Raw genomic sequence first — 13,034 nt, forward strand, 5'->3', positions numbered from 1 at the left:
CGGTCAATGAAGAGACGTTTAAAAAACATACTTATAGCTTATAGCGTATTTAATGTGCTGACTAACGTTTGGCGTTCTTCTTCCGTTAACGGAACTAAAGGTAATCGTACCGATCCTACGTCTAACCCTTTTAGCTGTAAAGCTGTTTTAACAGGCGTTGGACTTGGAGCCGCAAAAAGAGATTTCATCACAGGTACAATACGCTGATGAATTTTTGCTGCTTCTTTCGGATTTCCTGACTCATACAACTTAACCATCTCTTGCATTTCATTTCCAATAACGTGAGAGGCAACAGAAATAATCCCAGTTCCTCCAATTGCTAATACCGGCAGTGTTAAGCCATCATCACCGCTGTATAAAGCAAAATCATCGCTTGTTTGTGCGATAATAGCTGTCATTGCGTCAAGGTCGCCGCTTGCATCTTTTAACGCTACAACATTTGGCAGTTCAGCTAGGCGTACAATTGTATCCACAGACATATTGATCACGGATCGCCCCGGAATATTGTATAACATGACAGGCAGCTCTGTACTTTCAGCAATTGTTTTAAAGTGCTGATATAAGCCTTCCTGATTCGGCTTGTTATAATAAGGTGCTACAATCATAATCGCATCTACGCCGATTTCTTCTGCCTTTTTCGTTAATTCAATTGATGCATACGTATTATTGCTTCCTGTACCTGCAACAACAGGTACACGGCCATCTACTACCTTTACTGAGTGGCGGAACAGCGCCAGCTTTTCTTCTGTTGAAAGCGTAGGAGATTCACCCGTTGTTCCTGCAATAACCAACGCATCTGAACCGTTGCTGATTAAATAGTTAATAAGCTGCGTTGTTTTTTCAAAATCAATATTTCCTTTATGATCAAAAGGCGTTACCATCGCTGTTGCGACTTTCCCAAAATCAATCATGTTTTCACTCCTTGAAATTGCATTATCCCTATTCATATAATGAACCGTTAGCTTATAGCTAACGGAACATGTAGTTTATCTCTTTTGCGGTGCTTTTGACAAGTCAAAGGCACCATGAAGAGCATTAACGGCTTTCTTTAAATCCTCTTCTTTTACAAGCACCCAAATCGTCGTATGGCTGTCAGCAGATTGTAAAATCTGAATACCTTCGCTAGAAAGAGCTGTAACAATTTTAGATGTAACACCAGGCACTCCTGCAATTCCTGCTCCAACCGTTGATACTTTGGCACAGTTGCGAATAACAGCCGGCTCATACCCTAGCGCATGAAGCACATCAATTGCTTTGTCAGTTGCTTCATCTGTTACCGTATATACAACACCCTTCGGTGAAATATTGATAAAATCTACGCTGATTTTTTCTTGTGCCATTGCTTTGAATACTTCTGCTTGCGTATCATAATGGCCTTCTTTACTAAAAACTTTAATTTGAGTCACGTTGGATACGTGGGCGATGCCTGTTACAAGGCGTTCTTGCACATCGCTTCCACGCTGCTGTGCTTCACCTTGAGATGTAACGAGCGTACCTTCTGAATCAGCATACGTGGAACGGACGCGCATCGGTACTTTTGCTTGCATGGCAATCTCTACAGCACGTGGGTGAACTACTTTTGCACCTTGATAAGCCATGTTGCATATTTCGTTATATGTGACAACGGATAGCGGTCTTGCATCTTCTACAATACGCGGGTCCGCTGTCATCACACCTTCTACATCCGTGAAAATGTCAATGTAATCAGCCATAAGGGCTGCACCTAACGCTGAAGCAGATGTATCGCTACCTCCGCGTCCAAGCGTTGTTGTATCACCTTCAGCAGTTGCCCCTTGAAAGCCTGTTACGACAACGACATCATATTCTTCTAATTCTTTTAACAAACGGTCGCATTTCATTTCTAGTATCTTGGCATTGGTGAAATCATCATTCGTCACAAACCCTGCCTGTGCACCGTTTAATGCTGTAGCTTTAATCCCATTTTCGTTTAATAAATTTGTAAACACAACCGATGAAATTAATTCTCCGCATGCCATAAGCATATCAAGCTCACGTTTGTTAAGAGACGCTTTATTTCCATCAACAAGTGAAAGCAATGTATCCGTTGCATACGGTTCACCTTTTCGTCCCATTGCCGATACAACAACGACTACTTTGTAACCCTCACTTAATGCATTATTTAAATGATAGATTGCTCTTGCTCTTCCTTCTTCGTTACGAACGGAAGTTCCTCCAAATTTTTGGACGATTATTTTCATACTTACACCTCATCATGTTCCGAGACACTCTGGTTGCGCTTATTTTACTAAGCTAAGCTTAATAAGTGATTCTGCAATTTGTACAGAATTCCAAGCTGCACCTTTTAACAAGTTATCAGAAACGATCCACATATGGAAACCGTTATCGCGATCTAAATCTTTACGAATACGGCCGACAAACACATCTCGTTTACCTACACAGTCTGCTGGCATTGGATATACTTGATTTTCTGGATCATCTTGCAATACGATACCAGGTGCATCAGCCAATAAATTTTTCACATCAGCTACCGTTACACCGTCTTTTTCAATTTCAATGTAAACTGACTCTGAATGACCTGTTACAACCGGTAGACGAACACAAGTAGCAGCTACTGGCAATTCAGGCATGCTCATAATTTTTTTCGTTTCATTAATCATTTTCATTTCTTCAAATGTAAAACCGTTATCTTGAAATTTATCAATTTGCGGAATGGCATTAAAAGCAATTTGATAATGTTTTTTATCTCCACCAACCGGTAAAATTTCCGGTGTAAACTCTTTTTCTTCTAAAATAGCTTTAGCTTGTTCTTTTAATTCATTAATTGCAGCAGCACCTGCTCCAGAAACGGCTTGATACGTTGATACTAGCACTTTAGATAAGCCGTATGTTTCGCGTAATGGCTGTAATGCTGCTACCATTTGAATTGTAGAGCAGTTTGGATTAGCAATGATTCCGTTATGTGCGTGTAATGCATCTTCATTCACTTCCGGCACAACTAACGGGACATTTTCATCCATTCGATAAGCGCTTGTGTTGTCTACAACGATTGCTCCGCGTTTTACTGCCTCTGGTGCAAGTGCTTTTGAAATGCTGCCGCCTGCACTGAATAAAGCAATGTCCACGCCTTCAAAGCTATCAGGAGTTGCTTCTTGCACAACAACTTCTTCTCCGTTAAACAACACTTTTTTACCAGCTGAACGAGCTGAAGATAATAACGTTAATTTACCAACTGGAAAATTACGCTCCTGTAGGGTTTTAATCATTTGTTGTCCTACTGCACCTGTTGCTCCTACTACTGCTACATGTAATTCTCTTGTCATTTTAATACCGCCTCCAACAATTTTCAACTACTCAACATTTATCTGCATATACTGACTATTTTAACATATTATTATGCTTCATTGCGTCAAAGAAGAGAAGATTTTTAAAATCTTCTCTTCTTTGAGATTGAGAGTTCTCTTACAGCCGCAGTATTGAACAGATTCATACAACAGCAAGAGGCATATATGTCCTATGACTCTTGACCGTCGCGGAACCTTTCGACAATAACAGGCTGAATCTGTTTATCTTCAAGCGCTGCGTACACCGTGTCTGATAACATCGTCATACGCGCTACCATTGAATTTGGTTTAAGCACCGGGTCATCTTGACCAAATGGAATAAAATAAATATTTTTAGTCGCCATTAGCCTCATTAAGTTTACACCATTTAGCCCTAGTGCGTCATTAGTCGAAATTCCCAGTACCACTGGCTTATTATTACGAAGCGTTGCTTTAGCTGCCATGAGTACCGGAGATTCAGTCATTGCATTCGCAAACTTACTCATCGTATTCCCAGTGATTGGGGCAACTACCATACAATCAAGCGGAATCTTTGGTCCTAGAGGCTCTGCTTTTACAATTGTATTGATGACGGCGTGACCTGTTAATTCCTCAATTTTCTTCACCCAGTCTTCTCCATCTCCAAAACGAGTATTTGTGGATTGTACAGTGTAAGAAACAACCGGTAACACTTCTGCTCCCAAATTAACAAGCTTTTCAATTTCTGGCATAACCGCATCATACGTACAGTGAGATCCGGTCAAGCCGAATCCTATTCTTTTACCTTTTAATGACATTATTTTTTCTCCTCTCTCGCATCCGCAGCGTCTTTTAATAAATTCACTAATACATTAGCGACAATCTGACCTGCTGTTTTTGGAGCCACAATCCCTGGAAGACCAGGTGCTAAAATAGCTTTAATTCCTCGTTTTTCTGCATAGCGGAAATCGGTTCCTCCAGGCTTTGAAGCTAAATCAATAATGAGCGCGTGGGTCGGGACATTAGATAATGTCTTAGCCGTTAAGATGGGGTATGGAATGGTGTTAATACATATATCACTATCAGCAATTTCTTTATCGAGTTCAGAAAGATAGAAAGGCTGTAAACCCATTTCAGCAATACGTGCTAAATGTTCAGATTTTCTAGCTCCTACTTTTACATTGGCACCAAGTGCAGCAAAGGACCTCGCCACGCTCATCCCTACTCTTCCTAAACCTAGGACAGAAATATTTGAACCGTGAATGGTAAAATCCGTATGTTGAATAACAAGCATGATGGTACCTTCAACAGTAGGAATAGAGTTATAAATTGCTACATCATCACGCTCAAATAGCTGAACGAGTTTACGGTTTGTCGTTTTGACTAATTCGTTTAAATACCCATTGCTAATACCAGAATAAATAATGCAGTGCTCAGGCGTTTTTTTAAGTATTTCTTCAGTCAATACTACTTTTTCATTTGAAAAAATAGTATCTACTTGCCCTTCGTGATTTGTTCCAGGCACTGGAAGGATGATGGCGTCAACATCTGAAAAATCCAGCTCCTCTATCTGATATTTCGTCGCACCTGTAAAACCATGATCTAGCTGATCAAAACCAATAAGAGAGGTTTTTGCATCTAATTGAATTAATTTTCGAATGACTTCAAGCTGCCTAGCATCACCGCCAATTACAGCTATGTGCAAATCCGTTAACATGTTTCATTTTCACCTTCTTTAACATTAAATAGATGTATCCTTCGCTTAAACCATCGAGATGTAAAGTGCTATCATTACGCCCTAGAATGCCTATTGCTTTTCTTCAACATACTATGTAAACACACAGGAATCGGTGAATCTTTATCCCTGAAAATAAAAGAAACGAGATGCAGGAAGCATCTCGTTTGTTATTTTGTTGACTCATTATTTATGTCTTCTAGCTGATGAACATTTACAATCACCATATCCGTACCAATTTTTTCGATATTCCCCCACGGCACTCGCACTTCATCTCCTTGTTTTCGAAATCCAAACCACTTCACAGATGGAATAATAAGCGCATTAATTTGTCCCGTATGTTCATTAATTTCAAGATCTGTTTGCCCTAAAATACCCAAACGCTCTGCTCGCTTAACATCTACAATTTCTTTTCCACTCAGCTCACTTAATCTCATGAAATCCCTCCTTTCATCTAATTTATTGAACAACCATACAAAAAATGACATAAAAATAAGGCTGGCTCAATTATTTTAGCCAACCTTACTTTTATGGTTTAATTTCCTTTAAAACCCTTAGGTAAATCTCCACTCGGGCTTATTAATGAAAGCGCAAATTCGTCTTTGAAAATATCTCGTGCAAGACCATTTACACTATCTTTAGTCACGGCATTAACAAGGTCTAAAATCTCATCTAATGAACGGTGATAGCCCAGCATTAACTCATTTTTTCCGTTTCTGCTCATACGGCTATTTGTACTTTCAAGACTCAGCATTAAGTTTCCTTTCAGCTGCTCTTTGCTGTTAGCAAGTTCTTTATCCGTAATACCTTTGTCTTTCAAATCATAAAGCGTTTCTTGAACCGTATCATATAATACGTCGAGCTGATGGCTTCCAGTTCCCCCATAAATCGTTACAAGACCGCTGTCTCGATAAGAAGAATGATAAGAGAAAACAGAGTAAGCCAAGCCGCGCTGTTCACGGACTTCTTGGAACAAACGACTGCTCATACTTCCACCAAGCACGTTGTTTAATACAATTAAGCTATATACATCTTCTCCGCCGATTGGCAAACCTTTAAAGCCAAGGCAAAGATGAGCTTGTTCTGTCTCTTTTTTGCGCGCAATATGATTTGTATGGAACTCTGGCTGAACATATTGATGAGCGGAATGACTTGACGTATATGTACCAAAATAGTTTTCCACCTGTTGAATAAAACTCTCATCAATGTTTCCAGCTACTGAAATAACGATGTTTTCAGGAATATACATTTGCTCCATATACTGACGAAGCGAATCACCGTTAAATGTTTTTAACGTATCTTCCGTCCCTAAAATTGGATAGCCTAATGGATGATTGCCATATACGGCTTTTCCTAATAGATCGTGTACAATATCATCAGGTGTATCTTCATACATTTTAATTTCTTCATATACAACATTTTTTTCACGAGCTAATTCCTCTTCATCAAATGAAGAATTAAAGAACATATCCGCCAGCACATCTAGCGCTTGATCTGCGTGTTCGTCTAATACTTTTGCATAGTAGCACGTGTATTCTTTAGAAGTGAATGCATTTACTTGTCCCCCAATGCGGTCGAAGCTTTCTGCAATTTCACGAGCAGATCTTGTTTTTGTTCCTTTAAAAAACATATGTTCAAGAAAATGTGATACACCATTAATTTCAGGGTGTTCACTTCGAGAACCCGTTCCGATCCATACCCCAATGGCCACAGATCGAACAGTTGGGATATTTTCCAATACAATTCTTACACCATTTTTGCACGTATATCGTTTTATCAAGCTAGTGCCTCCCTTTTGCTTATCTCACTTACTTCTTAGTAGAAGAAGGTATTTTCATCATTCTTTCTTCATCTAGCATTGTTGACACATCGCTAACTTTCAGGCCTTTGCGTTCAATATCGGTTAACAATTGGTCAAGCGATTCAGCCGTTGATTCAGTCGGGTGCATCAGTACAATAGCCCCTGGATGAATCTTTTTCATTACTCGATTAATTAACACTTCTGAACTTGGCTTTTGCCAATCGATTGTATCAACTGTCCACATGATTGTACTCATTTTTAACTGAGAAGCAAGCGTTACTACTTCGGGGCGAAAACTGCCGCTTGGCGGAGCAAACCATTTTACTTTTTGTCCCGTAGTAGATGTAATAATATCATTCGTTTTTTTAAGCTGCTGATTGATTTGACTAGCCGATAAAGTGGCCATATCAGGATGAGAATAAGAGTGGTTTCCCACTTCATGCCCTGCGTCTACAATCATTTTTGCCATATCTGGATTATTTTTAACCCATTTTCCTTCTAAAAAGAAGGTTGCTTTAGCATGGTGCTTTTTCAGCACTTCTAACATTTTAGGCAAATACTCGTTCCCCCATGCTACGTTCACTGTAAACGATACCATAGGCTTTTCATCGTGTCCACGGTAGATAGGTTCCTGTGGTAAATCCTTCAAGTGAACCTTTGGTCTAACCTGTTTGTACACTAATTTTTTTTCATCAAATTTACCCGCAGGTTTCATATTTTTATAAGAAGCAGCAAGATCAACTTTTATGCCGTTATAGCCAGGAACCCGTTTCCAAACAGGATCGATTCGTGCATTCGCCGCTGGCTTTTCATAATCTTTTGCTTTTTCTTCAATCTTTTGATATAACGCATTATGCTGAGCTGATACAAGTTGTACATCGGATTTAAGTGCTTCTATATATGCTTCAGCAAAAGGATTATAAATAGATTTATATGTAATTGCCAGTAAAAATAGAAATGCTGTAAATTGCACAATGGTTCTCTTCACTTATCCTTCCCCCTTTACCATTTAAAATATGTATAAAGAGGACAAGGTAGAACAAACATCTACAAACGATAAAATCGCCCTACACATGGATTTTCTTCATGTATGGACGATTTCACAATATCTATATAGTAGTAAAAGAAGATTATTTTGTTTCTTTTGCTTTTTCTTCTTTTTCTTTTTGTTCTTTTAAAATTGCTTTACGAGATAAGTTAACGCGACCTTGTTTATCAATTTCCATGACTTTAACTAAAAGCTCGTCACCAATCGCTACAACGTCTTCTACTTTTCCAATACGCTCTTCTGCAAGCTCTGAAATATGAACAAGCCCATCTTTTCCGCTGAAGATTTCTACAAATGCACCGAATTTTTCAATTCGTTTTACTTTTCCTAAGTACATTTGGCCGACTTCAACTTCGCGTACAAGATCTTCAATGATTTTCTTCGCTTTTTCATTCATCGGCTGATCAATAGAAGAAATGAAGATTGTACCATCTTGTTCGATATCAATTTTAACGCCTGTTTCTTCGATGATTTTATTGATTTGCTTGCCGCTTGGTCCAATAACATCACGAATTTTATCAGGGTTAATCGCCATTGTAAGGATCTTAGGCGCATATTGAGAAAGCTCTTGACGAGGCGTAGCAATCGTTGACATCATATGATTTAAGATTTGCATACGGCCTTTTTTCGCTTGTTGAAGGGCTTCGTCTAAAATTTCACGAGATAACCCGTCAATTTTAATATCCATTTGAAGCGCAGTTACGCCATTTTCGGTACCTGCTACTTTAAAGTCCATGTCTCCTAGGTGATCTTCCATTCCTTGAATGTCCGTTAGAATCGAGTAGTGTTCACCTGATTTGATCAGACCCATTGCAATCCCTGCTACAGGTGCTTTAATTGGAACCCCAGCATCCATCATTGCAAGCGTGCTTGCACAAATACTTGCTTGTGAAGTAGAACCGTTTGACTCTAATACTTCAGATACAAGACGAATTGTATAAGGGAAATCTTTTTCATTTGGAATAACCGGTTCAAGTGCACGTTCACCTAGCGCACCATGTCCAATTTCACGACGACCCGGTCCGCGCATCGGTCTAGTTTCACCAACACTAAATGAAGGGAAGTTATAGTGATGCATGAAGCGTTTAGATTCTTCTACACTTAAACCATCTAAAATTTGCACATCGCCAAGTGCACCTAATGTACAGATGCTAAGCGCTTGAGTTTGTCCACGCGTAAATAATCCAGATCCGTGTGTACGTGGAAGCAAGTTTGTTTCAGAAGAAAGTGGACGAATTTCGTCAATACTACGGCCATCAGGACGTACTTTTTCTTCTGTGATCAAGCGACGCACTTCACTTTTAACAAGCTTCGACAAAATTTCATTCACTTGATTTAGTACTTCTTCTTCTACATCTTGCTCTTCAAATTTTGCAGCTACAGCGCTTTTCACTTCTTTAATCGCATTTTCGCGCGCATGCTTTTCTTGAACTTGAACAGCACGATTCATGTCACCTTCTGCAATTTCGCGAACTTGACGCTCAAGGTCAGCATCAACAGTATAAAGCTCAACTTCAACTTTTTCTTTGCCTACTGCTGCTACAATTTCTTCTTGGAACGCAATTAATTTTTTAATTTGCTCGTGTCCAAACATAATTGCTTCTAACATTACTTCTTCCGGCACTTCATCAGCGCCTGCTTCAACCATGTTGATCGCGTCTTTTGTACCAGCAACCGTCAGATGAATATCGCTTTTTTCAAGCTCATCTACCGTTGGGTTTACAACAAATTCATTGTCTACACGGCCTACGATTACGCCTGCAATAGGACCTTCAAATGGAATATCAGATACTGATAATGCTAATGAAGAACCAAACATTGCTGCGATTTCTGAAGAACAGTTTTGGTCTACGCTCATTACAACGCTGACAACTTGAACTTCGTTTCGGAAACCATCTGCGAATAAAGGACGAATCGGACGGTCGATTAAACGGCTAGCCAAGATTGCTTTTTCACTTGGTCTGCCTTCACGCTTAATGAATCCACCTGGGATTTTACCGACTGCATATAAACGCTCTTCATAGTTTACTGTTAACGGGAAGAAATCTACATTTTTAGGCTCTTTTGAAGCCGTTGCTGTACTTAATACAACTGTGTCTCCATAGCGGATTAATGCTGCGCCATTTGCTTGTTTTGCCAACTGGCCAACTTCAACTTCTAGCTTTCGTCCAGCTAGATCTACAGAGAACACTCGTTTTTCTTGTTCCATATCGACGAGTACCCCTCTCTACATATAAAATATGTATGTAATCAAATGTGATAGTTTTATTATAAACGAAATATCCAAAAACAATAGCTTTTTTCACATTATGTAGCATCTTTAATGTTTCTTAAATGTACATACTAAAAAAGCGGGAATGCTCCCGCTTTCTTCTTATTATCGACGTAAACCAAGTTTGTTGATTAACTCACGATAACGAGTAACGTCTTTGTTACGTAGGTAGTTAAGTAAGTTACGACGTCGACCTACCATTTTTAAAAGACCACGACGTGAATGGTGATCCTTTTTATGAGTACGTAAGTGACCGTTTAGATTGTTAATTTGCTCTGTTAGGACAGCGATTTGAACTTCTGGAGAACCAGTGTCGTTCGCATGAGTTTTGTACTCACTAATGATTTCATTTTTACGCTCTTGTGTGATAGCCATCCTATTCACCTCCTTATTATTAAACCCCAGTTACCGAGCAAAACGTTGGTGAATCGTAATGCCAAGCAATGGTTGTTTTACATACAAGTGTTATGTTACTACTTATTAGAACAAAAAGCAAGTCGTAGCAGCTATTTATATATATTTTTTTATTTCTTGTTTTTTTGAATTCCTTCAAAATAAGCAAGGGCTTCTTCCTTGTCCTTTGAGATCTGACCGACAAGCTCTTCGATGCCGCTGAACTTTTTTTCTGAGCGAATCATTCGGTGCCATTTCACCGTTACGTGCTGATCGTAGATTTGCTCGTCAAATGATAATAAGTGGACTTCGATTGTTGGCTTTTCTAAATTATCGTGAAAAGTCGGCTTGTAGCCCACGTTGCACACTCCTGCATACCACTTACCGTGAAGCTGAAGCTCAACAGCATACACGCCGATGCGTGGAAGTAAATACTCATCGTCTAAAGCGATGTTAGCAGTAGGAAAACCTATTTGCCTGCCTCGCTTTTCTCCATGAGTCACTGTACCTGACACTTCATAATAGCGGCCAAGCAGCTCTTTTACTCGATGTATATCTCCATTTGCTAAACTTTCGCGAATAAGCGTTGAACTAATTTTTTCTTCGCCATTTGTTAACTTATCAATTGTTGTTTGCGTGAATTTTGATCGAGAATGAAATGGTAGTATTTCCATTGTTCCTTTACCTAACTTTCCATACGTATAGTCAAATCCAGCTACCACATGCTGTACATTCAGTCCAATAATATACTGATCAACAAACTCTTGAGGCAATAGTGCTGCAAACTGTTTATCAAAATGAACGATATATAAAAAGTCAATTCCCATTTCCTCAATGAGTTTCTTTTTTTCTTGAAGCGGTGTGATCATATCAATGTGCTGCACATTGCGCCCGAGCACCACAGAAGGGTGAGGAGTAAACGTCATCACAGCACTAGCTATGCCTTTTTCATCGGCTAACTGTTTTGCTGAATTTATCACTTGCTGATGCCCTAAATGCACACCATCAAAATAACCAAGCGCTAACACTGATTGTTGAACAGCTTCTCGTTGAAAGTGGTGTGGATGTCGAATTTCAATCGTTTCCAAAACACAGTTCACCTTTTCCCTAACCGGTCTAGTCGATTGCCAACACTTTAACCGGCTTCATTAAATGTTTTTTTGTTGGGTGCTGAGCATAAATTGCTAAGCACTTGCCTGCAGAATTTATCATTAAAAAGAAGGGTTCTTTTTTTAACTCTTCATCTTCCGTACACGGCAATACCGCGCCATTTTTCACTTTCTCTGCTAATGTATCACTAATTTGAAGTTTCGGCAAATGATTAAGAGCTTCTTCGATCGAATGTAGTTTCTCATTGATCGTTTCTTCTTCTACCGCCCGTTCAATATCTTCAAATGTCACACAATCTTTGAGTGAAAACTGCCCGGAACCCGTTCGCTGCAAATACGACATATGAGATGGATAGCCAAGAGCTTCTCCAATCATCACAGCAAGCGTTCGCACATATGTACCTTTGCTGCACGTTACGCGGAATTTGAAGGAAATTTGTTCTCCCTCAAATGTAGCGCGATCATCCAGCAGTTCAAAGTTATAGATATGAATGGTTCTAACTGGGCGCTCTACTTCGATTCCTTGCCTTGCATATTCATATAGTTTTTTACCTTTGACCTTTACCGCTGAATACATTGGAGGGACTTGCTGAAGTTCTCCTGTCATCGAAGACAGCACTTCTTCGATTTGAGCACGTGAAAAAGAATCCGCTACTTTCTTTTCTTCTACAACCTCTCCGGAAGAATCTTCTGTTGTTGTAGAAAACCCGAGTGTAACTTCCCCTTCATAGGTTTTAGTAGCTCCTGTTAGATATTCTACAATCTTGGTAGCTCTACCGATACAAATAGGCAATACCCCTGTAACGTCTGGGTCTAATGTGCCTGTATGCCCTACCTTTTTAGTGCGAAGCAGCTTTCGGACTTTAAACACACAGTCGTGCGAAGTCAGGCCAGCTGGTTTATGTAAAACTAAAACACCGTCCACTCATTCTTCATCTCCTTTTCATTTAAAAAAGGGTGTCTCAGAAGCAAAAACCACTTTTGAGACACCCTTTTTTGTTTCTACATTCACTGATCTTATTCGTTCTCTTGATGGTCATCGCTTTCTTTTTTTATTTCATGAAGCAATGATTCAATTCGATTACCATAATCAATTGATTCATCAAACTCAAACGTAATTTCAGGTGTTTTACGTAAGCGAATGCGCTGACCGATTTCTGAGCGGATAAATCCCTTTGCTTTCGCAAGGCCTTTTAACGTATTCTCACGCTGTTCAGCATCTCCTAAAACAGAGATATAAACTTTCGCTTGCTGTAAATCGCCTGATACTTGAACATCTGTTACAGTCACAAAACCGATGCGCGGATCCTTGATTTTACGATTTAAAATCTCGCCCATCTCTTTTTTCATTTGTTCTCCGACTCTAGTTGCTCTTATGTTCATCTGTGTCACCCC

At 39.5% G+C, this 13,034-nt stretch carries 13 protein-coding genes; all 13 read right to left on the reverse strand.

Going from position 1 to position 13,034, the window contains the following annotated elements; genetic code table 11:
• Window positions 1-38: 38 nt before the first annotated feature.
• The 13 genes from dapA to rbfA all read right to left on the reverse strand — a co-directional run bounded on the left by dapA (window position 39) and on the right by rbfA (window position 13,022).
• Entirely contained in the window at window positions 39-911 is an 873-nt protein-coding gene (gene dapA, locus LJY09_RS20430; protein WP_013058822.1) for a 4-hydroxy-tetrahydrodipicolinate synthase, read from the reverse strand.
• A 75-nt stretch (window positions 912-986) separates the two neighbouring features.
• Window positions 987-2,219, reverse strand: a complete 1,233-nt coding sequence (gene dapG / locus LJY09_RS20435) for an aspartate kinase (protein WP_028411393.1) — start codon at window positions 2,217-2,219, stop codon at window positions 987-989.
• 39 nt (window positions 2,220-2,258) lie between these two features.
• Entirely contained in the window at window positions 2,259-3,302 is a 1,044-nt protein-coding gene (asd, locus tag LJY09_RS20440; RefSeq protein WP_013058824.1) for an aspartate-semialdehyde dehydrogenase, read from the reverse strand.
• A 191-nt stretch (window positions 3,303-3,493) separates the two neighbouring features.
• Window positions 3,494-4,099 (reverse strand): dipicolinate synthase subunit B, encoded by a 606-nt coding sequence (locus tag LJY09_RS20445; RefSeq protein ID WP_013058825.1) that lies wholly within the window; start codon window positions 4,097-4,099, stop codon window positions 3,494-3,496.
• On the reverse strand, window positions 4,099-4,998 hold the full coding sequence (gene dpaA / locus LJY09_RS20450) for a dipicolinic acid synthetase subunit A (RefSeq protein ID WP_013058826.1): 900 nt from the start codon (window positions 4,996-4,998) through the stop codon (window positions 4,099-4,101). The genes LJY09_RS20445 and dpaA overlap by 1 nt, the downstream gene beginning before the upstream one ends.
• 188 nt (window positions 4,999-5,186) lie before the next feature.
• Window positions 5,187-5,453, reverse strand: coding sequence for a YlmC/YmxH family sporulation protein (locus LJY09_RS20455; protein WP_013058827.1), 267 nt, complete (start codon window positions 5,451-5,453; stop codon window positions 5,187-5,189).
• A 98-nt stretch (window positions 5,454-5,551) separates the two neighbouring features.
• Window positions 5,552-6,796, reverse strand: a complete 1,245-nt coding sequence (locus tag LJY09_RS20460; protein ID WP_028411394.1) for a M16 family metallopeptidase — start codon at window positions 6,794-6,796, stop codon at window positions 5,552-5,554.
• 28 nt (window positions 6,797-6,824) lie between these two features.
• Window positions 6,825-7,805: a polysaccharide deacetylase family protein gene (locus tag LJY09_RS20465; RefSeq protein ID WP_028411395.1), complete on the reverse strand. Its 981-nt coding sequence runs from the start codon at window positions 7,803-7,805 to the stop codon at window positions 6,825-6,827.
• 142 nt (window positions 7,806-7,947) lie between these two features.
• Complete coding sequence (gene pnp, locus LJY09_RS20470) at window positions 7,948-10,074, reverse strand: polyribonucleotide nucleotidyltransferase (RefSeq protein ID WP_014458473.1); 2,127 nt, start codon at window positions 10,072-10,074, stop codon at window positions 7,948-7,950.
• Window positions 10,075-10,242: 168 nt separating this feature from the next.
• On the reverse strand, window positions 10,243-10,512 hold the full coding sequence (gene rpsO, locus LJY09_RS20475; RefSeq protein WP_013058831.1) for a 30S ribosomal protein S15: 270 nt from the start codon (window positions 10,510-10,512) through the stop codon (window positions 10,243-10,245).
• A 149-nt stretch (window positions 10,513-10,661) separates the two neighbouring features.
• Window positions 10,662-11,618, reverse strand: coding sequence for a bifunctional riboflavin kinase/FAD synthetase (ribF, locus tag LJY09_RS20480; RefSeq protein ID WP_099331251.1), 957 nt, complete (start codon window positions 11,616-11,618; stop codon window positions 10,662-10,664).
• A 28-nt stretch (window positions 11,619-11,646) separates the two neighbouring features.
• Window positions 11,647-12,564 carry a tRNA pseudouridine(55) synthase TruB gene (gene truB / locus LJY09_RS20485; RefSeq protein WP_028411398.1) on the reverse strand — a complete coding sequence of 306 codons (918 nt, stop codon included), beginning with the start codon at window positions 12,562-12,564 and terminating at the stop codon, window positions 11,647-11,649.
• Between the two features lie 92 nt (window positions 12,565-12,656).
• A complete protein-coding gene (rbfA, locus tag LJY09_RS20490) occupies window positions 12,657-13,022 on the reverse strand; it encodes a 30S ribosome-binding factor RbfA (protein WP_013058834.1) in 366 nt (121 codons plus the stop codon).
• Window positions 13,023-13,034: the final 12 nt, after the last annotated feature.

This window comes from Priestia sp. J2, assembly GCF_020790095.1.
In the GTDB taxonomy this organism is placed as follows: domain Bacteria; phylum Bacillota; class Bacilli; order Bacillales; family Bacillaceae_H; genus Priestia; species Priestia zanthoxyli.